This is a genomic window from Salinigranum sp. (assembly GCF_041641895.1).
In the GTDB taxonomy this organism is placed as follows: Archaea; Halobacteriota; Halobacteria; order Halobacteriales; family Haloferacaceae; genus Salinigranum.
In genome coordinates this window covers 17922-38744 of record NZ_JBEPXO010000018.1, presented here as the reverse complement: position 1 = coordinate 38744, position 20823 = coordinate 17922, and the positions used below count along the sequence as shown (strand labels likewise).

Below are 20823 nucleotides of genomic sequence, written 5' to 3'. Positions count from 1 at the left end.
TGAATCTCTGGTGGGAAGTCGAACGCCGGTGGCCCTCGTCGGACCTCACCCTCCCTTGACGAGCCTGAGCACCCGGAGGTCCTCGCGTTCGGGGTCGACCGTCCGGTCCTCCGGAACGGGGCGGCCGTCGACGAGGACGGTCACCTCGTGGACGCTGTACCCCACCGCACGGACCAGGTCGGCGTACGTCGCCGTCTCCGGGAGGTTGACCTCCCGTCGCTCCTCGCCGACGACGTCGACGCTGACGCGCATACCCGTTCGTCGCGCGGGAGGGGGAAATCGACTTCGACTCGCGTTCGACTCACGGCCGACTCACGGCCGACTCGCTCGTCTCGGGGAGTTTATGAGGCGACACGCCCCTCCATCGTACATGAGCGAGGCCTCTCAGGACTCGAGTTCACCGCCGGGCCGCGAAATCTGGATCGAGAAGTACCGGCCCCAGACGCTCTCGGACATCTACGGCCAGGAGGACACCATCGAGCGCCTCCAGTCGTACGTCGACCGTGACGACCTCCCCCACCTGATGTTCGCCGGGCCGGCGGGCGTGGGGAAGACCACCTCCGCGACGGCCATCGCCCGCGAACTGTACGGCGACGACTGGCGGGGCAACTTCCTCGAACTCAACGCCTCGGACGAGCGCGGCATCGACGTCGTGCGCGACCGAATCAAGAGCTTCGCGCGGTCGCAGATGAGCCGCGACCACGACTACCGACTCATCTTCCTCGACGAGGCCGACTCGCTGACCGACGACGCCCAGTCCGCGCTCCGGCGAACGATGGAGCAGTTCTCCGACACCACGCGGTTCATCCTCTCGTGTAACTACTCCTCGAAGATCATCGACCCCATCCAGTCCCGCTGTGCGGTGTTCCGCTTCTCGCCCCTCTCGGACGAGGCTATCAGGAAACAGGTCGAGGACATCGCTGCCGCCGAGGGCATCGAGACCACCGAGGACGGTGTCGACGCGCTCGTCTACTACGCCGACGGCGACATGCGCCGCGCCATCAACGCCCTGCAGGCCGCAGCGACCACGGGACAGGTCGTCGACGAGGAGGGCGTCTTCACGGTCACCTCCACGGCCCGCCCCGAGGACATCCGCGAGATGGTCGGCGCGGCCGTCGAGGGTGACTTCCCGGCCGCGCGGGCGAAACTCGCCACACTCCTCGACGACGTCGGCATGGCCGGCGGCGACATCATCGACCAGCTACACCGGTCGGTGTGGGACTTCGACCTCACGGACCGCGAGGCTGCTCGCCTGATGGACCGCATCGGCGAGGCCGACTACCGCATCGCCGAGGGGGCGAACGAGCGCGTCCAACTCGAGGCGCTCCTGGCCTCGCTCGCCCTCGACGACTCGGCGTAGGCGTCGCCTCCGACCATCAGGCCCCGCCGACACTCTGTTCGGTCTGGACGTTCGCGCACAGCTATGGTCCCTGCTGTCGTCTCTCCGTCGATGAGTTCCGTCCGTCGAGACGACCGCTACCGTGTGAGGGTCGGCCCGCTCGGTGCCGACCTGGAAGTCGGGCCGGACGACAGCGAGAGCGGCGTCGCCGTCGTCGAGCACAGCCTCCCGCCGAAGACGCTCGGGGCACCCCTCCACCGCCACGCCCGCGAGGACGAGATATCTTACGTCCTAGCGGGGGAGCTGACCGTCCAAGCCGACGGCGAGATATCGACCGTTCCCGCCGGCGAATTCGTCGTGAAGGGTCGCGACGTGTGGCACGCCTTCTGGAACGCCGGTGACGACCCGGTTCGGTTCCTGGAGATAATCGCGCCGGGGGACTTCTCGGGGTTCTTCGCGGCGGTGGCCGACCATCTGTCCGGTGGACCACCGGACGAGGCTGCGATGGCACGCGTAGACGAACTCGCCGAGCGGTACGGCCTCGAATTCGACTGGGGGAGCGTCCCGGACCTGTGCGAGCGCCACGGCATCGCGCCGATGTGAGGCCGGGACCGCCTCACTCGACCGACCGCCACAGCCCGCCGAGTTCATTTCGCTCGAAGTCCATGTACTCGCCGTCCTCGAAGACGGTCACCCGACCGTTCTCCTCGCTGAGCGTGACGGCGGCCAGCACCGCCTCGCGGACGGACGACTCCGCCGCGCTCAGGTGTTTCGTCCCCATCCAGTCGGCGTACTCGACGTCGGTCTCTGCCGTGACCGTCGTGTCGGGGCTCTTGATGCGGACCATCTGTTCTTGGACCGTCCCGTCGCCGCTGACGATGACCGCACCGTCGCGCTCGAACGCCACCGCCCGTGCCGCCTCGACGAACGAGTCGAGGTCGTGAGTGACGACTTCGCAGACGTCGACCGGCCACCTGTTCTCTCCCAGCGGGTCGGCGTACTCGCGGACGTGGGTCCCAGAGACCACGACGAAGTACAGGCTCGGTCCGCGGACGTACGGCTCGTCCCAGCGGTCGAACTCGAGGCTGATGCTCTCTGCGACGTAGGTGACGAGTTCGATGAGCTCCGGAACCGTCGCGTAGTCGACGTGTAGCGGGTCGGCGGGCGACATCTCTGGCCACACTCAGGTGGGGTCGGTACTAATGTTCGCCGACTGGCGCGACCCTCGGCCACCGTCTCGGTCTGTCCGCCGACCAGGCCCGGTCAGCGACCCGGGTCGGCGTCGGCGTCGGCGTCGGTGTCGGTGAACTCGAACCGCGCCCCGCCGTCCGTTCCCTCGGTGACGTCGACCGTCCAGCCGTGCTCGGCGGCGACGTCGGCGACGATTCGCAGGCCCAGGCCGGTCCCCTCGGTGTTCGTCGAGTACCCCGCCTCGAACACGGTCGACCGTCGCTCCGGCTCGATGCCCGGTCCGTCATCCTCGACGAAGAACCCGGTCGGGAGGTCGCCGACCGTCACGGTCACCGCCGCGCCGTCGTCGATCCCCCCGTCGGCGACCGACCCGTGTTCGACCGAATTCCGGAAGAGGTTCTCGAGGAGCTGTCGGAGGCGGTTCTCGTCCGCGTGCACGACGTGGCCGGCGTCGACGACGAGCGACGCGGCCACCGTCTCGACGCTTCCCCACGCCGCGCGGGCGATCGTCGACAGGTCGAGCGGGTCGGTCTCGCCCACCCCGTCCGTGAGTGTCAGCTGTAACAGGCCGTCGACGAGCCGCCCCATCCGGTCGTGCGCGTCGGCGACCGCGTCGAGGTGGGTGTCGTCCCCGCTCATCCGTGCGAGCTTCAGCCGACCCTGCGCCACGCTCAGGGGGTTCCTGAGGTCGTGCGAGACGATGGTGGCGAACCGCGACAGCCGCTCGTTCTGCGCTCCGAAGCGTCGCTCCCGGGCCCGGAGTCGCTGTTCGCGCTCGACGCGGTCCATCCCCGCGGTGAGCGACGCGGCCAGGATGTCGAGGAGCGCCCGGTCGGTCTCGTCGTACGCGTTCGCCTCGGGCGAGGAGACGACGAACACCCCGTGTCTCCCGATGGGGTGCAGCAGCACACACCGGGCTGGCGACGGCTCCGTTATCGACTCGTCCGCGGCGACGTCGGGGATGTACCGCGGCTCGCCGGACTCGAACACGCCCCAGGTGGCGGCGGCACGCGTCCCCGGTTCGGCGTCCCGCTCGTATCCGGGTGGGCTCTCGAACGCCTCGTCGACCGACTCCGCCATCACCCCCGGTTCGAGTCGGTCGGCGTCGGCGTTCAACTTGTGGAAGCCGCTCAGCGACGCGCCGACCACCTCGCGGGCGGCGTCGACGGCCACGCGAGCCGTCTCTGCTTCCGTCTCGGTGTGCATGAGTTCCCGCGAGCGCTCTCGAAGCTGTGCGAGTTTCCGGTCGCGCTCGACGCGTTCGGTGACGTTCCGCACGACGGACATTCCCGCCGTGACTCGTCCGTCGCCGCCCCCGAGCGGCATCGTCTGGAACTGGTAGTGGGTCCCGTTCGTCTCGTACTGGAAGGTGCGCGACTCGCCGTCGAGTGCCGCCCGGTAGTGCGCGTGGAGGAACGCCGCGTCCGCCGGGACGACGGTCTCTCGGAGCGGTTCGCCCACGGCCTCCATCGGGTCACAGCCGACCCGCTCGAACTCGGTCCCGCCACCGGCGATGACCCGGAGGTCGTGGTCGAACAGCACCACGCCGCCGGGGAAGTTGTCGACGACCGTCCGGTAGCGCTCGCGACTCTCCTGGAGTTCGCGCTCGCGCTCGAGACGGGCAGTGATGTTCTGTGCGACGCTCATCCCCCCGATGACTGTCCCCGTGTCGTCTCGGAGCGGTATCGCCTGGACGTGGTAGTGTCGGCCCTGAAAGCTGTCCTCGAACGACCGTGTCTCGCCCGCCAGCGCAGCACGGTAAGACTCCTCCAGGAGGTCGGCGTTCGCCGGGGGGAACACCTCCGAGGGGGTCCGTCCGAGCATCGTCTCGGGCGACAGCCCGCCCTCCGCCAGTTCGTCGCCGCCGGCCATCGTGTACCGGAGGTTCTCGTCGAAGAGGAACACGCCGCCGTTGGGGAACGCGTCGACGAGTGCCTGGAACCGCTCGCGCGAGCGCTGGAGTTCCCGCTCGCGCTCTCGCTTCTCCGTCACGTCGCGGGCGAACCCCTGAACGACCTCGACCACGTCGCCGCGCCGGACGGGTCCCGCGCTCACCTCCACCTCGAACGGGTCGCCGTCGGCGTCGAGGAGCGTCAGCGCGAGTTCCCGGACGACCTCACCGCCGACGACGCGCTCGATGCCCTCGCGCGCCGCCGCGTGGCTCTCGGCGGCGACGACGCGGTCGAACGGCGTGCCGACGAGGTCGTCGGTCGACCGCCCCAGGAGCGACTCGCTCGCCGGTGAGACGTAGGTGAACCGCCCCTCGGTGTCCGTTCGGAAGATGCCGTCGGGGCTGAGTTCGGCGATTTCGCGGAAGCGGGACTCGCTCTCGCGGAGGCGTTCTTCGGTCCGGTGGCGGTCGATGGCGGCCGCGAGCACGTTCGCGACGTTCCGAACGAACGTGACGTCCTCCGCGGTGAACTCCCGATGCTCGGTCGCGTGCGTTCCCAGGACGCCCCACGGGTCCGTGACGGACCCGACGACGACGCTGATGCCGCTCACGACGCCGTGGTCGACGAGCAGGCCGGGACCGTCGAAGCGGGTCTCCTCGTCGAAATCGACGACGACCACGGGTTCGGCGCTCACGAGCGTGTACCCCGCCTGCGAACCGTCGCCCGCGGGGACGCTCGTCTGCCCGACGAGTGCGTCCTCCCAGCCGATTCCCGAACGGAGAACGAGTTCGTCCCGGTCGACATCCCACTCGAGTACCTTCGTGTAGTCACAGTCGAGACTGTCGGCGACGAGGGTGGCCGCCTCGTCGAACAGCGACGTGAGGTCGTCGGCCGCGAGCGCGTCCTGCACGAGAGTCGCGAGCGCCTCCTGCTGGACGATCCGTCGTTCGAGGTCCGTCTCCGTCCGGTACTTCTCGGTGGCGTTCACGATGCGGTTCGCCAACACGGTGTACTGGTCGATACCCGACTCCTTCTGGAGGTAGTCGGTCACCCCGACCGACACCGCGTCGCCGGCGACTTCCTCCGACCCCTTCCCCGTGAAGAGGATGAACGGCAGTCTGGGCCGTCGCTCGCGGACGCGTTCGAGGAACTCGATGCCGTTTCCGCCAGGCATGTCGTAGTCCGAGACGACGCAGTCGACGTCGCCGTCGGCGAGGCGGTCGAGTCCCGCCCCGACGCTCGTCACCGAGACGACCTCGAGTCGTGGCTCGACCGCCTCGAGGAGTTCGGCGGTCACCTCGCCGAACTCCTGGTCGTCGTCGACGTGGAGCGTCCGGATGCGGCCCACGTCCGACCGTGCCTTGGTCGTGCGCGCCTCCATCAGCACTCTCCTCTCTGCCGTTCGGCGCCCCTCGGGCCACCCTGCCGTCCGGATACGTATCGCTGTGTGTCTCTCATACCTTCGAGCACAGCCCCACGGTCGCGTCCCTCGGACTTCCTCCGACGCCGCCGACACGACCAACGTAGCCAGCACTCGTCTCACACCGCCGGTGGACACGGGCGCGAAACCGATGCGTTCTGCTTCGTTTAGATACCTGTCGTGTGTAAATAACTGTCGACGGCGTGACCGCCGGGCGTTGACGTCTCACGGGTGCAACGCGGGCCTCGGCGGCGCCGAACCGTCGGCTCAGAACCGGACCTCGAACCGTGCCCCGCCCGTCGCCCCCTCGGTGACCGAGAGCGACCAGCCGTGTGCCTCGACGATTCGCTGGACGATTGCGAGCCCGTAGCCGATTCCGTCGTCGCTGGTAGTGACTCCCGGGTCACAGACCTGTTCGCGCTTCTCGGACGGGATGCCGCAACCGTCGTCCTCGACGGCGAACCCCCTGACTTCGCCGTCGCCGTCCCCGCCGCCGAGCGGTTCGACGCGGACGACCACTGACTCTCCGCCGTGTTGGACCGCGTTGCGGAACAGGTTCTCGAACAGGTCGACCAGGCGCCCCTCGTCGCCCTCCGCGGGGAGCGCTTCGGGACGTTCGAGCGTCGCGTCGCGCGTCTGGACGCCGCCCCAGGCCTGCGTCGCGACGGTCACCAGGTCGAGTGGGGCCGGTTCGCCGACGACCTGCCCCTTCCGGGCCAGCGAGAGGAGGTCCTCGACGAGTCGGTTCATGCGGTCGAGCGACGCCTCGACTCGCTCGAACGCCGCCGGGTTGCCCGTCTCCGCCGCCAGGTCGAGATAGCCCGAGGCCACCGCCAGCGGGTTGCGGAGGTCGTGTGAGATGATGTTGGCGAACTCCTCCAGTCGCTCGTTCTGCCGGCGGAGTTCCCGTTCGCGCTCCTGTCGGTCCGTGATGTCGGTGTAGATGGCGAAGCCGGCGACGTTCTCCTGGCCGAGTTCGAGCGGCACGACCTGCAGGATGAACGTCCGGGCCCCGTCGGTCGTCCAGCGCTGGCACTCCCGCCGGACACTCTCGCCGGCTCTGAGTCGCTCGTTCAGCCGCCGGGCCTCCGCCAGCGTCTCGTCGTCCGTGACAATGTACTCGTCGAGGTTCTCACCGACGAGGTCCTCGTTCGAGTACCCGAAGACGCGCTCGAACGCCGAGTTCACCGCCTGAACGTAGGGGTCGCCGTCCACCAGCCGGTAGGAGACGGCCGCGTCCGGGATGTTCTCGAACAGCGCACCGAGCCGGTCACGCTGGCTCCGAAGCTCCGCCTCCGCACGGAGGCGCTCGCGGTTCGCCGTCACGTGCGAGGCCAGCAGTTCGGCGAGTTCGAGGTCGAAGTCGCCGAACGTCTCGGGGTCGCGCGACACCGCCTGGAAGACGGCGTCGTCGCCGAGCGGGACGCTGATGCCGCCGCCGGCGACCGTCTGGAGCGGCTCCGCGCCCTCGGCCGTCGAGACGTCGCGGACGAGGTGCGACCGGCCCGTCCGGTACGTCTCGCTCGCGACGCCGTGGTCCACCGGGACCACCCCCACGGGGTCGTGGTCCTCGTGGGTCGCCTGGGCGACAGGGACGAACTGCTCGCCGTCGACGACGAAGATGTACGCGGTGTCGAACCCCAGCACCGACCGGGCAGTCTCGATGGCTCGTTCGTACAGGCCGACGACGTCGTGACAGCTCACGAGTTCGACGGTGGCCGCGTGGAGGGCCGCCACTCGTCCGCGCTGTTCGCCGAGGTCAGCCTCCGCCCGCACCCGCGAGAACGTCCCGGTGAGGTGGTCTGCGAGGAGTTCGGCGAGTTCGAGGTCGCTGGCGTCGAACGCCCCCTCCTCGGTCGAGACGGCCTGGAAGACGCCCGCCTCGCCGAGCGGGACGCTGATTCCCGAGCGGTACGCCTCCTTCGTGGGGTCGGCTTCCGACTCCGCGATGCGGTCGACGAGCCGTGACTCGCCCGTCTGGATGGTCTCGCCCACGAGCCCCTCGGTGACGCTCATCGGGCGGGCCGCGTCGGCCGGTGCTCCCGACGACACCGCGTACGGGACGACGACGTCACCCTCGCGGACGCCGACGTAACAGATGTCGAACGAGAGGATGCGCTCGGCGAGTTCGACGGCGACGGCCGCCGCGTCTTCGAGTGTCGTCACGGCGGCGAGCGCCGCGGTCCCGTCGTGGAGCGTCTCGATGAGTTCGCGACGCTCCTGGAGGGCCTCGGCCGACCGAATCCGCGCGAGCGTCCCCTCGGCGTAGCGGACGAGTAGCTCCGCGAGGCCGCGGTCGATTCCCGTGAACGCGTTCGGCTCGTCCGCGATGACGACGAAGACGCCGTCGCTCCCGAGCGGGACGGCGATGCCCGACCGGTGCGAGGCGCGTGCGGGCTTCGCGTCGGGGTGTGCGTACGTGTCCCCGACCAGGTGGGTCTTGCCGGTCTGGTAGCTGTCGCCGACCAGGCCGTGGTCGGTGGGGAGCGACTCCTCGGTCACGTCGCCGACGCCCGCCTGTTTGACGAGCACGCCGTTCTCGGCGAGGGCGATGTAACAGCTGTTGAACTCGAGCAGTCGGCTCGCGATGTCGACCGTCCGCTCGAACAGGTCCGCCGGCGTCGTCGCCTGGATGAGGCTCACTGTGCCCTCGTGGAGCGTCTCCAGCCGCGCGTCGCTCTGCCGCACGCGGCTCCACCCGGCCGTCTCCGCGCTCGGCGCTCCCGCTTCGTCTCGGGTGTCCCGCACGGCGGCCCAGCGGAGTTGGTCGCACAGCGCGTCGACGTCGCCCCTCCGGGCGTACCCCGCGAACCGGCTCGGGTCGTCGACCGCTGTCGGGTCCGGCGCGTACAGGACGACGGGACGGGCCGCCGTCTCCGCCCCCTCCCACGTTTCGACCCCTGCCTCACCCACGGCGCAGTCGACGTCGGGGTCCTCCGGCGCCGCCGCCGATTCGGCCGCCGGCGCGTCGACGACGCCGAAGCCACGGCTGGTGAGCGCGGCAGCCGTCCGCCCGTCGACGTCACCGTACAGTCGGACGCTGGGGGCTCCCTGCTCCGACTCGTCGGGAGACTGTGGTTCTGGTTCGTTCGACACTGGTGGTCCACCGTGCGACGGCGTGGCCAGGCGCACGCGATACTCGACGTGGGTTTGCAACCGGGTGATAAAGCCGTATCGCCGGCAGAATCGGCATTGATACCCTCGGCTGCCTTCCCGGAACTGTTTTACCCGGTCCTCAGCCAACAAGAGAACAATGAGCGAACTCGAAGAGGAGTACCGCCTCGAGTACTTCGAGGAGGAGGGATTCTATCGGCGGCAGTGTCCGGTGACGGACGCGTGGTTCTGGACGCGAGACCCGGACCGGGAGACCTGCGGCGAACCACCGGCCGACGACTACTCGTTCATCGACAACCCCGGATTCGACCGCGAGTACAGTTTGGAGGAGATGCGCGAGGAGTTCCTCTCGTTCTTCGAGGAGCGCGGCCACGAACGCATCGACCCGTACCCGGTGGCGGCGAACCGCTGGCGTGACGACGTTCTCCTCACGCAGGCTTCTATCTACGACTTCCAGCCGCTCGTCACGTCGGGGCAGGCGCCCCCGCCGGCGAACCCGCTCACCATCTCTCAGCCCTGCATCCGGATGCAGGACATCGACAACGTGGGGAAGACGGGGCGGCACACGATGGCGTTCGAGATGATGGCCCACCACGCGTTCAACACCCGCGAGGACGCCGAGGACGAGTACGCCTACGAGGGCGAGGTGTACTGGAAGAACGAGACGGTGAAGTACTGCGACGAGTTCTTCGCCTCCCTGGGGGCGAACCTCGACGAGATCACCTACATCGAGGACCCGTGGGTCGGCGGCGGCAACGCCGGCCCCGCCATCGAGGTCCTGTACAGAGGAGCCGAACTCGCCACGCTCGTCTTCATGTCGATGGAGCAGGACCCCGACGGCGAGTACGAGATGAAAGACGGCAACACGTACTCGAAGATGGACACCTACATCGTCGACACCGGCTACGGCCTCGAACGGTGGACGTGGGTGTCGCAGGGGACGCCGACGGTGTACGAGGCGGTCTACCCCGAGATGATCGAGTTCCTCAAGGAGAACGCCGGTATCTCGCTGTCCGACGAGGAGGAGGAACTCGTCCACCGCGCCGCCAAACTCTCGGGCTATCTGGACATCGACGAAATCGACAATCTCCGGGGTGCGCGGGCGGAGGTGGCCGACGAACTCGACGTCGATGCCGACGAACTCACCGACCTCCTCCGGCCACTCGAAGACATCTACGCCATCGCGGACCACTGCCGCGCGCTCGCGTACATGTTCGGCGACGGTATCGTCCCCTCCAACGTCGGGACCGGCTACCTCGCCCGGATGGTCCTCCGGCGGACGAAACGGCTCGTCGACGGAGTCGGCGTCGACGCGCCGCTCGACGAACTCGTCGACATGCAGGCCGACCGGCTCGGCTACCGGAACCGCGACACCATCCGCGACATCGTCCGCACCGAGGAGCGCAAGTACCGCGAGACGCTCGAACGCGGCTCCCGGAAGGTCCAGCAACTCGCGAGCGAGTACGCCGGCCGCGGAGAGCCCATCCCCACCGAGACCCTCATCGAACTGTACGACTCACACGGTATCCAGCCCGACATGGTGCGGGAAATCGCCGCCGAACAGGGGGCCGAGGTCGACGTCCCGGACGACTTCTACTCGCTCGTCGCCGAGCGCCACGAGGACGCGGGCGAGGCCGACGTCGTCACGGAGCGCGACGAGCGCCTCGCGAACCTGCCGGAGACGGAGAAGCTCTACTACGAGGACCAGGAGCGGACGGAGTTCGAGGCAGTCGTCCTCGACGTGTTCGAGCGCGAGTCGGGCTACGACGTCGTGCTCGACCAGACGATGTTCTACCCCGAGGGCGGTGGTCAGCCGGCCGACCACGGGACGCTCTCGTCGGACGACGTCACCGTCGAAGTCGAAGACGTCCAGGTCCACGACGGCGTCGTCCTCCACCGGACCGACGAGAGCCCGGGGAAGGGCGAGTTCGTCCGCGGCCAACTCGACGTCGACCGCCGGCGGCGGCTGATGCGCCACCACTCCGCGACACACATCGTCGGCCACGCCGCCCGGCAGGTCCTCGGCGACCACGTCCGACAGGCCGGCGCGCAGAAGGGTACTCGTCGCGCCCGTCTCGACGTCCGCCACTACGAGCGCATCACGCGCGAGGAGGTCAAGGAGATGGAGCGGGTGGCGAACGACCTCGTCACGCGGAACCTGAAGGTGAAACAGGAGTGGCCGAACCGTCACGAGGCAGAGGAGAAGCACGGCTTCGACCTCTACCAGGGTGGCATCCCGCCGGGGACGAACATCCGGCTCATCCACGTCGGCGACGACGTCCAGGCGTGCGGCGGGACGCACGTCAACCGCACGGGTGACATCGGCGCCATCAAAATCCTCTCGACCGAACCCGTCCAGGACGGCGTCGAGCGCATCTCCTTCGCTGCTGGCGAGGCCGCCATCGAGGCGACCCAGCGCACCGAGGACGCGCTGTACGGGGCGGCCGAGGTCCTCGACGTTTCCCCCCCGGACGTCCCCGACACGGCCGAGCGGTTCTTCGAGGAGTGGAAAGCCCGTGGGAAGACCATCGACCGCCTGAAGCGCGAACTCGCGGAGGCGCGTGCGGCCGCCGAGAGCGAGGAGGTCGACATCGGTGGCACGCCCGCCGTCGTCCGGCGCCTCGACGGCGACGCCGACGAACTCCGGGCGACGGCGAACGCACTCGTCGACAGCGGCAAGGTGGCCGTCCTCGGCTCGTCGGCCGGTGGGAGCGCCCAGTTCGTCGTGGGCGTCCCCGACGACGTGGGCCTGAACGCCGGCGAAGTCGTCGGCGAACTCGCCGCGAGGGTCGGTGGCGGCGGCGGCGGCCCGCCGGACTTCGCACAGGGCGGCGGTCCCGAGGTGGAGAAACTCGACGAGACGCTGGCGGACGCGCCGGACGTGCTGCGGAAGGTGCTGGACGCCTGACTCGTTCCATGCGTTCTCGGACGACGTCGTAGACGTCGTCGCTGAACCTCACGAGGTCACCTCTCCGGTCCACTGCTAACAGTGCTCTAGCGGTCTATATGATTTCTCCAGTCGTCCGTTGCATTCCCAGGAGGAAACACAGTATGAGTGACAAGAGTACGTCGACGACGACCTCGCGACGAACGTTCCTGCGGAACAGCGCGTTGACCACCGGTATGCTCGCCGTCGGACTGCCGACGCTGTCGGGGACCGCCCTGGCGAAGAAGTCCGGCCGGCGCCCGGGGACGATTCCCGTGTTCCCCTCCGACGTCGACGGCTCTGACGCCGTGTTCTACCGTGTCGCCCAGACTGGCGCTGCCGCCGACGAGTTCGTGAAGGGGCCGGAGAAGGCTCCCTTCGGGTCGGGAAGCGTGCAGTTCACCACCTCCGGTCCGGGGGACCGCCTGTTCTTCTATACCTACGACTACGGCGAATTCTCAGATGACGGACCGGTTTCGCTCGCCGACATCACCGAACTCGCCTACAGTACGTACACGAACGACGACACGCTGGTGCCGGCGCTGAAGATGGAGGTCGACCCCGACGGCCCCGGGACGAGTGGCGTCGACGACTACGCGACGCTCAACTTCGAGCCGTACTACAACAACACGGTCGTCCCCGGCGAGTGGCAGACCTGGGACGTGCTCACGGCAGACGCGGGTCTGTGGCTGTCGGGCGTGTCCGGCGAGGGAAGTATCTCGGACCCGGTGACGTGGGACCGTCTACTCGAACTCTTCGGTGACGCGAGCATCCGCTTCGGGTTCGGCGTCGGCGTCGGTTCGGGCTGGTCGGCTCCCTCGTTCGTCGGGAACGTCGACGACCTCACCATCGGCGTCGACGGGAAGACGACGCGCTACAACTTCGAGGCGCGTGGTAACAGCGGGAAGTAGTCCGTCAGCTCCCCCGGCACTGAACTGACACGTTTCAGGAGACCGGACCGTCGAGTCTGGTCTGTCGCCGTTCGAACTCCTCGTCGTCGATTTCGCCCCGTGCGTACCGCCGTCTGAGTACCGCGAGCGCATCGGTGTCGGCGTCGGCGTCCCGACGAGCGGTCGAGAGCAGATACACCGCGCCGGCGACGAGAACGACGAGCAGGAGCAGGGTCACGAGTCCGAGGAAGAGACCGCCGTCTGCTCCCACACCCCAGACGCCACTCGACATTCCAGCCCCGGGACCACCGGTCGGTCCCATCGGTGCGTGTGGTCCGGGGTGTGGCCCCCGGTGGGGACCCCATTGCAGGAGGACGGTGAGTGTATTCATCAGTGTGTCACCTCTATCCGACCGTTCGGTGGCAACGGGCCTAAGACCCGGAGCCGATTCCTGTCGACTGAGAATCGACCGCTTCGTGACACTGGAGCAGGTCCGGTCAGGCACGGACCCCCGTCCGACGGAGACCGGAACCTAGAGGCCACGCCCGGACGTCCCCCGACCCGTGCCCTTCGCAACCAACGACGACGTCTCGCTGTACTACGAGTCGGTGGGCGACGGCGCGGACACCGTCGTCTTCGTCGGCGACGTCGGATTCGGCTCCTGGCAGTGGGGCTGGCAGCACCGCGCCGTCGTCGGCCCCTTCGAGTCGGTCGTCTTCGACCACCGCGGCGTCGGCCGCTCCGACACCCCACCGGGCCCGTACTCGGTCGACGACCTCACGGGCGACTTGTCGGCAGTTCTCGCCGACGCCGGCGTCTCCCGTGCGCACCTCGTCGGGGCCGGACTGGGTGGTGTCGTGTCGCTCGCGCTCGCACACGACTCTGGTCGGGTCCGGAGCCTCACGCTCGTCGGAACTGGGTTCGCGGGAGACCCGATGGACGCGTTCGCCGCCCCCGACGACGAGGCGGCGCTCCGGGCGTCGACCGGGCGCCTCCTCTCCGACGCGTTCCGTACCGAGCAGACCGAGGTGGTCGACCAGGTCGTCGGATGGCGCTCACAGGGAGACGCCCCCGAACGCGTCTGGCGGGCACAGACGGCCGCCCTCAAGGGGTACGAACCCCCGCCGCTGTACGAGGTGACGACGCCGACACTCGTCGTCCACGGCGAGGCGGACCTCCAGTGGCCTGTGGCCGACGCCCGTGACCTCGCGGAGGGTCTCCCGCGTGGGGCGTACGTCGGCTACCCCGACGCTGCTCACCTCGTCGGCGTCGAACGCTCCCGGCCCGTCAACGACCGACTCGTGGGGCAGGTCGAGTCGCACTCGGGCTCACGCTCGACTACGTAGCGACCGAGAGCGCGGCAAACGTCCGTTCGAGCGCAACCTCTTTCCGAGTCGCCTCCCTCGCATGTAACGACTGATGGAACAACCGCGTTTCGCACTGCTCGACGCCTCACACGGTGAGCCACACACTCGCCGGAACTTCCGACGCGAACTCGACGCGACGCTCGCAGAGTTCGACGTCACCCAGTGCGAACTGCCGGAGACGTTCGCGTACGATGGCGTCGTCATCACGGGGTCTCGTGCCTCCGTCTACTGGGACGAACCGTGGATCGACGCGCTCGTCCAGTGGACGGCGGAGGCGGCGAGCCACGACCTCCCGATGCTCGGCGTCTGTTACGGCCACCAGGTCCTCGCCGAGGCGCTCGGCGGCCGCGTCGCCGCCATGGGCGAGTACGAAATCGGCTACCGCGAGATTCGAATCGTCGACGAGAGCGACCTCTTCGGTGGCGTCCCCGCCTCCTTCACGGCGTTCACGACCCACTCGGACCACGTCTCCGAACTCCCACCGGGCGCGGTGCTCCTCGCGGAGAACGACTACGGCGTCCACGCCTTCCGGAAGGGCAACGCGTTCGGGGTCCAGTTCCACCCCGAGTACGACCCCCAGACCGCCGAGTCGGTGGCCCGCGGGAAGAACGGAGAGCTCTCCGACGACCGCATCGAGGCCGTCGTCGACGGCATCACCGCCGACCGGTACGCCGCGGCCTGTGAGACCAAGCGGCTCTTCGAGAACTTCGTCGCCTACGCCCGCGGCGTCCGCGGCGGCCCGGCCGCCGCCGCGGACTGAGTCGACCGGGCGGACGATTCTTTCCCTGGCGCTCGCTGGTCGTTCGTCCCGTGAGGACGGCGAACTGGTGGTGTCGGTCCGGACGCAGGGCGGGCCACCACGCTGCCGCGAGTCGCCCTGCGGTACTCCTCAGCGCACGCCCCGGAGTGGCCACGTGTTCGTATTTGAACTCTCGGCGAGGGGGAGTGGACGCAGGCACGCCGTGACCTCGGACGCCGGTACGGCGTCGTCCCTCGCTCCCGCCACACCGGATCCGACTCGCCGGCCCCCGAATCCCCGTCGCCGCACCAGCGAAATCCGTCCCGACGCCCCCTGCGAAAGCTTTTGAGGTGAGCCTTCCGACACCCAGTATGCTCGATTACGTTGACTTGGAGGCTGACCTCGACGAGGAAGAGCGGATGATCCGCGACACGGCCCGTCGGTTCGTCGACGAGAAGGTGCGTCCGGACATCGGTGAACACTTCGAGAACGGCACGTTCCCGACCGAACTCATCCCCGAGATGGGCGAACTCGGGTTCTTCGCGCCGAACCTCGACGGGTACGGCCTCCCGGGTGTGAGCGAGACGGCCTACGGCATTCTGATGCAGGAACTGGAGGCCGGCGACTCCGGTGTCCGGTCGGCGGCGAGCGTCCAGGGCGCACTCGTGATGTACCCCATCTACGCGTACGGCTCCGACGAGCAGAAGGAACGGTGGCTCCCCGACCTCGGCACGGGCGAGGCCGTCGGCTGCTTCGGCCTCACGGAACCGGAACACGGTTCTGACCCGTCGAGTATGGAGACCCGTGCCGAGCGGGACGGTGACGGCTACCGGCTCCAGGGATCGAAGACGTGGATTACGAACTCCCCGATCGCCGACGTCGCGGTCGTCTGGGCACGCGACACCTCCGCGGAGGGGCGACCGGTCCGTGGCTTCCTCGTCGAGACCGACCGTGACGGCGTCGCGACGAACAAAATCGACGAGAAGCTCTCGATGCGCGCCTCGGTCACGGGCGAAATCGGTCTCTCGAACGTCTGGGTTCCCGAGGAGGACGTTCTCCCCGACGTGGAGGGCATGAAGGGTCCCCTCTCGTGCCTGACGCAGGCGCGGTACGGCATCGCCTGGGGTGCCGTCGGCGTGGCGCGCGACTGCTTCGAGACGGCCCGCGACTACGCACTGGACAGAGAACAGTTCGGTGGCCCCATCGCGCGGTTCCAACTCCAACAGGAGAAGCTCGCCGACATGGCCACCGACATCACGACTGCTCAGCTCCTGGCGTACCGCCTCGCCGACCTGAAAGAGCGCGGCGACCTCACCCCCGCGCAGGTGTCGATGGCCAAGCGGAACAACGTCGCGATGGCCCGCGACGTCTCCCGGACCGCCCGCGAGATGCTCGGCGGTAACGGCATCACTCGCGACTACTCGCCGATGCGTCACCTGGCGAACATCGAGACGGTGTACACCTACGAGGGGACGCACGACATCCACTCGCTCATCGTCGGGCACGAACTCACCGGGATTGCGGCCTTCGAGTGAGTAGTCGCGAGGCTCGGCGGAATCGTGGTGAGAGCCGGGATTGCGGCCTTCGAGTGAGTGGTCGCGAGGTCGGCCCCTCCCACCGGCCACGCTACCGTATCGGTTCGCCTACACGTCGTTTCGGTCCCGGGTGTGCGGCCGTACAGAGGCCGGTCGTGGCGGTCAGAACACGTACCAATCAGCCGATACCGAAACATAATTCACTTCGAACCGCAACCTATGGAGCGAGGAACTTCGTGGGACTCCCCCCCTCTCCCCCCCTCTCCCCCCCACGTGACAGTTCCTCCTTTTCGTGCAGTCGTCACAGCCACCGTCGACCGACGAGTCGTCACTCCTCGTCGTCCCAGTAGCTCACGTCGGCGTCGCGGGGGTAGTAGCCGTCGACGACCCGTTCGTCGGCGTCGCCGCCGGGAGCCGCGCCGGCGTACAGGCCGAGTTTCCCCGAGTCGGGGTAGACGGTGATGTCCGGGTCGTCCATAGTCGAGAACACGAGATACCGGAGGGGTGCCCGGTCGTCGTCCACGTCGGCTTCGCCCCGGTCCGTGTTCGAGACGCGGTGGGCGCTCTCGGGACCGGCCGGGAGTGCCACGTAGTCGCCCGCCCGAAGCGGGTACCGGGTCCACTCGTTCTCGTCGCCGATCCGGAGGACCCCTGCGCCGGAGAGGACGTAGATGGCCTCCTCGTTCCCCGTGTGGTAGTGGTACGGCCACGACTGCTTCCCCGGAGGGAGTTCGTAGAGGCTCGCCCCGAGTCGCTCACCGCCGCCCGCCCGACTCAGTTGTTTCCGACGGAAGGCGGTCGACCCGTGTTCGGTCTCTGTCCACTCCAGTGACTCCTCGTTGATTGGTTCCATGGGCCGACGTCGGCGACCGGACGTAAAATCCCGTCGGGGACTGGCGTGTCGGCCTCCGGGTGACTCGTGCGTTACTCGCCGAGGAACGAGTCGACGGCAGTCGTGACTCGCTGCGGCGCCTCGGCGGGACCGCTGTGGCTGACGCCGTCGAACTCCACGAACCGGCTGTGTGGGAGCGCGTCGTGGACGGCGCGTGCGCTCTCGCGGAGGAACGCCGGGCCGTCGGTCCCGGTCAGTACGAGGGCCGGCGCGTCGACGTCGAGGCGGTCCGGAAGCCGGTACTGTTCGACGGCGTCGTTCATCCGAACGACCTCCTCCGCGAGTTCGACGCAGTCGGGCCAGACCGGCCACTCCGCGAGCCACGCGTCCAGGTCGTCGATTCCGTGGGGGTGGAGGACCTGTTCGACGTACCGTTTCACCGCCTCGTGACGGTCACCTCTCTCGACCAGCGTCTCCATGCGGGCGGCGAGGTCCGCCTCCGCGCGGAAGCCCTCGGGGAGTACCGCTGGCTCGTACGCCACCACCGCTTCGACCGGGGCGTCCACCGCTGCTTCGAGTGCCGTGAGCCCGCCGAAGGAGTGTCCGAACAGGACCGGCGTCCCGTCGACGGCGTCGACGAGCCGACGGACGTAGTCGACTTCCCGTGCCAGCACCTCGTCGGCAGTCGTCTCCGCGGGGTCGTCGAGACAGGTCCCGAACCCCGGACGGTCGGGGACGACGGCGGCGTCCCCGTCGAGACGCGCGACGACCGGGTCCCAGTACCACTGGGGCGCCATCCCCCCGTGGAGGAGTATCAGCGGTCGGCCGTCGCCGTGCCGTTCGTACGCCAGTTCCGTACCGTCTGTGGTCGCTGTCGTCTGCATGCGCCCTCACGTTGTGGGTCGACCCGGGAGTGCCGTTCTCTCAGTGATGCGGCCGTTTAAGTGGACACGCGGTCGGTCGGGTGACGGGCCCGGGTTCGAGTCGACACGTCAATCAACGTGGGCGCGGAACGACGGCCTATGGGGCTCGTCGCCGAGTTCGACATCGGCTGTGAGGCGCTCCCGCTCGTCACCGTCGCCGCAGCGGTCCCCGAGTCGACCCTGCTGCTCGAACTCCAGTTCAACCACGGCGAGCGGCCGGTGTTCCTCGCCACCGTGACGGGTGGGTCGGGGGGTGCGGTAGAGCGCGCGCTCACCGACGCGGCCGACGTGAGAGAGTGGACGCTCGTCGGTCGGGCCGGGGACACCCGTCGGTACCAGGCGCTCCCGGCGTTCAGCCTGGAGGAACAACTCGGCCGGCACCTCGACGACCTCGCGGACCTCGAGGCGCTCGCGACGACCGACGCCATCATCGAACGCATCGAGGTGACGCCGGACGGCTGGCGACAGACCGGGTGGTTCGCCGACCGGGACACGTTCGAGACGCTCGCCTCGTTCTGGCAGCGGAACGTCGACTTCCGACTGCGCCGTCTGACCCGCGACGGCGACCCCGAATCGCCCGGCGAGGGCCTCACCGACCCACAGCGCGAGGCTCTCCGGACGGCCTACGAACTCGGCTACTTCGAGATTCCGCGGCGCACGTCTCTGGAGTCGGTCGCCGACGAACTGGACATCTCGGCGTCGTCGGCTTCCGAACGACTGCGCCGGGCACAGTCGTACCTCATCGAGGAGACGGTGGCGACGACGTGGCCGTCGCTCCCCGACTGACAGGCCTCGCGACTCGGTCCGGCCTCGGTGAGTGTCTCGCCCGTCCGAACGTCTCTACTCCTGCCGTCGTCCGTACCTTCTTGTCGACTGAGAACGACGTTCGGGTATGTCCGACGAGGTCATCCAAATCCTCCGCAAGGCGTACCAGGACGAGCACGAGACCGTTATGAACTACATGACCAATGCCATCGTCCTCGATGGCGTCCGCGCCGAGGAAATCAAAGAATCTCTCCAGACCGACATCCAGGAGGAACTCGGCCACGCCGAGCAGCTGGGCCAGCGACTGAAACAGCTCGACGCCCGTCCGCCGGCCTCGGCCGACTTCGAGGCGAACCAGCACTCGCTGCAACCGCCCGAGGACTCGACGAACGTCCTCGCCGTCATCGAGGGCGTCCTCGACGCCGAGGAGGACGCCATCAGCACGTACCGCGCGCTCATCGAGGCGGCCGAGGAGGCCAACGATCCCGTGACGGAGGACCTCGCGGTGACCATCCTCGCGGACGAGGAGGCCCACCGCACGGAGTTCCGCGGCTACAAGAAAGAGTACCAGCGCGACTGAGACGGTCGAGTCGCCGCCGGCCCCCTGCGTCGATGCCCGAACTGATAGGTATCGCGACACGTCGACCGCAGGAGGCCCGAACCACCGCGTTCGGTCGTGAGTCCCCGTTTTCGCCGCCGTCTACTCGAACAACCAGTAATAACACTAGCAAAACATAACTATTTTACACTGGAGTCCTGACAATCGCCTGCCATGCAGGCAGTGGTACTCGAGGAGTTCAAAGAACCGCTCGAAGTGCAGGAGGTAGACCGACCGGAGCCAGAACCACACGGGGCCGTCGCCGAGGTCATCGGCTGCGGCGTCTGTCGTTCGGACTGGCACTGCTGGCAGGGTGACTGGGACTGGTTCGGCTACCGTCCCGACCCGCCGCACGTCCTCGGTCACGAACCCACCGGCCGCATCGTCGCCGTCGGAGACGAAGTCGAGCACGTCGAGGAGGGCCAGGAGATCGCCATCCCGTTCAACTTCGCCTGCGGGACCTGTGACCTCTGCCGGAACGGCCGGGAGAACATCTGTGAGAACCACGTCGGCCTCGGCTTCATGAACCAGGCGCCCGGCGCGTTCGCCGAGGAGGTCCACATCCCCAACGCGGACATCAACGCCGTCCCGCTCCCCGACAGTATCGACGCGGGGGCCGCCGCCGGGTGCGGCTGCCGGTTCATGACGTCGTTCCACGCGATGGCGCACCGCGCGCCCGTCAGCGCCGGTGACGACGTCGTCATCCACGGCTGCGGGGGTATCGGCCTCTCCGCGGTCCACATCGCGAACGCGCTCGGTGGCAACGTCATCGGGGTCGACCTGATGGACGAGAAACTCGAACGAGCCGAGGAACTCGGTGCCGTCGCGACGGTCAACGCGAGCGAGGTGGACGACCCCGCGAAGGAGGTCCGCGACATCACGAACGGCGGGGCCGACGTCTCCGCCGACGCCCTCGGCATCGCGGTGACGTGTCAGAACGCGGTGAACAGCCTGAAGAAGGGCGGTACCCACGTCCAGATCGGCCTGACGACGAGCGAAGAGCAGGGGATGGTGTCGCTCCCGACCGACGAGTTCGTGGCCAAGGAGATCGACTTCAAGGGCTCGCTCGGCCTGCAGCCGTCGCGGTACAGCGAGATGCTCGACATGATCGAGTCGAGCAAACTCGACCCGACGGCGCTCGTCGAGGACACCATCGACATCCACCAGGTGCCCGACGAACTCGCCGCGATGAGCGACTACGACACCATCGGCATCCCGGTCTGCACCGAGTTCTCGAACTGACCGCCTCCGACCCGCGGTTCCGAGGACGACGCCGACACCACCGTCCTGTC

Annotated in this window: 17 protein-coding genes; 10 read left to right on the top strand and 7 right to left on the bottom strand. The window is 68.4% G+C overall.

The window, feature by feature from the left end; translation table 11 throughout:
- Positions 1 to 45 precede the first annotated feature (45 nt).
- Positions 46 to 252, bottom strand: a complete 207-nt coding sequence (locus ACESK5_RS05820; RefSeq protein ID WP_372910607.1) for a ubiquitin-like small modifier protein 2 — start codon at positions 250 to 252, stop codon at positions 46 to 48.
- Positions 253 to 370: 118 nt separating this feature from the next.
- Here ACESK5_RS05820 and ACESK5_RS05815 point away from each other — a divergent pair, with 118 nt between their 5' ends.
- On the top strand, positions 371 to 1360 hold the full coding sequence (locus ACESK5_RS05815; protein WP_372910606.1) for a replication factor C small subunit: 990 nt from the start codon (positions 371 to 373) through the stop codon (positions 1358 to 1360).
- A gap of 90 nt (positions 1361 to 1450) precedes the next feature.
- The gene (locus tag ACESK5_RS05810; protein ID WP_372910605.1) at positions 1451 to 1942 is read left to right on the top strand and encodes a cupin domain-containing protein; all 492 of its coding nucleotides are present in this window, start codon (positions 1451 to 1453) and stop codon (positions 1940 to 1942) included.
- A gap of 13 nt (positions 1943 to 1955) precedes the next feature.
- Here the strand turns inward: ACESK5_RS05810 and ACESK5_RS05805 are convergent, their stop codons facing one another.
- The 3 genes from ACESK5_RS05805 to ACESK5_RS05795 all read right to left on the bottom strand — a co-directional run bounded on the left by ACESK5_RS05805 (position 1956) and on the right by ACESK5_RS05795 (position 8938).
- Entirely contained in the window at positions 1956 to 2510 is a 555-nt protein-coding gene (locus ACESK5_RS05805; protein ID WP_372910604.1) for a hypothetical protein, read from the bottom strand.
- A gap of 92 nt (positions 2511 to 2602) precedes the next feature.
- Positions 2603 to 5803, bottom strand: coding sequence for a PAS domain-containing protein (locus ACESK5_RS05800; protein WP_372910603.1), 3201 nt, complete (start codon positions 5801 to 5803; stop codon positions 2603 to 2605).
- Positions 5804 to 6109: 306 nt separating this feature from the next.
- Entirely contained in the window at positions 6110 to 8938 is a 2829-nt protein-coding gene (locus ACESK5_RS05795; RefSeq protein WP_372910602.1) for a GAF domain-containing protein, read from the bottom strand.
- 157 nt (positions 8939 to 9095) lie between these two features.
- Here ACESK5_RS05795 and alaS point away from each other — a divergent pair, with 157 nt between their 5' ends.
- Positions 9096 to 11864: an alanine--tRNA ligase gene (alaS, locus tag ACESK5_RS05790; RefSeq protein WP_372910601.1), complete on the top strand. Its 2769-nt coding sequence runs from the start codon at positions 9096 to 9098 to the stop codon at positions 11862 to 11864.
- Positions 11865 to 12007: 143 nt separating this feature from the next.
- Positions 12008 to 12793, top strand: coding sequence for a twin-arginine translocation signal domain-containing protein (locus ACESK5_RS05785; RefSeq protein WP_372910600.1), 786 nt, complete (start codon positions 12008 to 12010; stop codon positions 12791 to 12793).
- Positions 12794 to 12827: 34 nt separating this feature from the next.
- Here the strand turns inward: ACESK5_RS05785 and ACESK5_RS05780 are convergent, their stop codons facing one another.
- Positions 12828 to 13043, bottom strand: coding sequence for an SHOCT domain-containing protein (locus tag ACESK5_RS05780; RefSeq protein ID WP_372910599.1), 216 nt, complete (start codon positions 13041 to 13043; stop codon positions 12828 to 12830).
- A 292-nt stretch (positions 13044 to 13335) separates the two neighbouring features.
- On the opposite strand from ACESK5_RS05780, the gene ACESK5_RS05775 reads away from it, so the two are divergent.
- The 3 genes from ACESK5_RS05775 (at position 13336) to ACESK5_RS05765 (ending at position 16413) form a co-directional block, all read left to right on the top strand.
- Positions 13336 to 14118 carry an alpha/beta fold hydrolase gene (locus tag ACESK5_RS05775; RefSeq protein ID WP_372910598.1) on the top strand — a complete coding sequence of 261 codons (783 nt, stop codon included), beginning with the start codon at positions 13336 to 13338 and terminating at the stop codon, positions 14116 to 14118.
- Between the two features lie 73 nt (positions 14119 to 14191).
- Positions 14192 to 14899: a type 1 glutamine amidotransferase gene (locus ACESK5_RS05770; protein WP_372910597.1), complete on the top strand. Its 708-nt coding sequence runs from the start codon at positions 14192 to 14194 to the stop codon at positions 14897 to 14899.
- A gap of 350 nt (positions 14900 to 15249) precedes the next feature.
- Positions 15250 to 16413 (top strand): acyl-CoA dehydrogenase family protein, encoded by a 1164-nt coding sequence (locus ACESK5_RS05765; protein WP_372910596.1) that lies wholly within the window; start codon positions 15250 to 15252, stop codon positions 16411 to 16413.
- 328 nt (positions 16414 to 16741) lie between these two features.
- Here ACESK5_RS05765 and ACESK5_RS05760 read toward each other — a convergent pair whose 3' ends face one another.
- Positions 16742 to 17266 (bottom strand): cupin domain-containing protein, encoded by a 525-nt coding sequence (locus ACESK5_RS05760; protein WP_372910595.1) that lies wholly within the window; start codon positions 17264 to 17266, stop codon positions 16742 to 16744.
- Between the two features lie 71 nt (positions 17267 to 17337).
- A complete protein-coding gene (locus tag ACESK5_RS05755) occupies positions 17338 to 18129 on the bottom strand; it encodes an alpha/beta fold hydrolase (protein ID WP_372910594.1) in 792 nt (263 codons plus the stop codon).
- 138 nt (positions 18130 to 18267) lie between these two features.
- Between ACESK5_RS05755 and ACESK5_RS05750 the strand changes: the two genes are divergently transcribed.
- The 3 genes from ACESK5_RS05750 (at position 18268) to ACESK5_RS05740 (ending at position 20773) form a co-directional block, all read left to right on the top strand.
- The gene (locus ACESK5_RS05750; protein WP_372910593.1) at positions 18268 to 18954 is read left to right on the top strand and encodes a helix-turn-helix domain-containing protein; all 687 of its coding nucleotides are present in this window, start codon (positions 18268 to 18270) and stop codon (positions 18952 to 18954) included.
- A 106-nt stretch (positions 18955 to 19060) separates the two neighbouring features.
- Entirely contained in the window at positions 19061 to 19513 is a 453-nt protein-coding gene (locus tag ACESK5_RS05745) for a ferritin-like domain-containing protein (protein ID WP_372910592.1), read from the top strand.
- Positions 19514 to 19705: 192 nt separating this feature from the next.
- Positions 19706 to 20773, top strand: a complete 1068-nt coding sequence (locus ACESK5_RS05740; protein ID WP_372910591.1) for a zinc-dependent alcohol dehydrogenase family protein — start codon at positions 19706 to 19708, stop codon at positions 20771 to 20773.
- The last annotated feature ends 50 nt before the right edge of the window (positions 20774 to 20823 follow it).

Excerpts from the sequence above, each read along its gene's own strand:
- ACESK5_RS05820 (WP_372910607.1), bottom strand. The coding sequence starts at position 252 with ATGCGCGTCAGCGTCGACGTCGTCGGCGAGGAGCGACGGGAGGTCAAC.
- ACESK5_RS05770 (WP_372910597.1), top strand. The coding sequence starts at position 14,192 with ATGGAACAACCGCGTTTCGCACTGCTCGACGCCTCACACGGTGAGCCA.
- ACESK5_RS05760 (WP_372910595.1), bottom strand. The coding sequence starts at position 17,266 with ATGGAACCAATCAACGAGGAGTCACTGGAGTGGACAGAGACCGAACAC.
- alaS (WP_372910601.1), top strand. The coding sequence starts at position 9,096 with ATGAGCGAACTCGAAGAGGAGTACCGCCTCGAGTACTTCGAGGAGGAG.
- ACESK5_RS05755 (WP_372910594.1), bottom strand. The coding sequence starts at position 18,129 with ATGCAGACGACAGCGACCACAGACGGTACGGAACTGGCGTACGAACGG.
- ACESK5_RS05765 (WP_372910596.1), top strand. The coding sequence starts at position 15,250 with ATGCTCGATTACGTTGACTTGGAGGCTGACCTCGACGAGGAAGAGCGG.
- ACESK5_RS05805 (WP_372910604.1), bottom strand. The coding sequence starts at position 2,510 with ATGTCGCCCGCCGACCCGCTACACGTCGACTACGCGACGGTTCCGGAG.
- ACESK5_RS05800 (WP_372910603.1), bottom strand. The coding sequence starts at position 5,803 with ATGGAGGCGCGCACGACCAAGGCACGGTCGGACGTGGGCCGCATCCGG.
- ACESK5_RS05750 (WP_372910593.1), top strand. The coding sequence starts at position 18,268 with ATGGGGCTCGTCGCCGAGTTCGACATCGGCTGTGAGGCGCTCCCGCTC.
- ACESK5_RS05785 (WP_372910600.1), top strand. The coding sequence starts at position 12,008 with ATGAGTGACAAGAGTACGTCGACGACGACCTCGCGACGAACGTTCCTG.
- ACESK5_RS05745 (WP_372910592.1), top strand. The coding sequence starts at position 19,061 with ATGTCCGACGAGGTCATCCAAATCCTCCGCAAGGCGTACCAGGACGAG.
- ACESK5_RS05815 (WP_372910606.1), top strand. The coding sequence starts at position 371 with ATGAGCGAGGCCTCTCAGGACTCGAGTTCACCGCCGGGCCGCGAAATC.
- ACESK5_RS05740 (WP_372910591.1), top strand. The coding sequence starts at position 19,706 with ATGCAGGCAGTGGTACTCGAGGAGTTCAAAGAACCGCTCGAAGTGCAG.
- ACESK5_RS05810 (WP_372910605.1), top strand. The coding sequence starts at position 1,451 with ATGAGTTCCGTCCGTCGAGACGACCGCTACCGTGTGAGGGTCGGCCCG.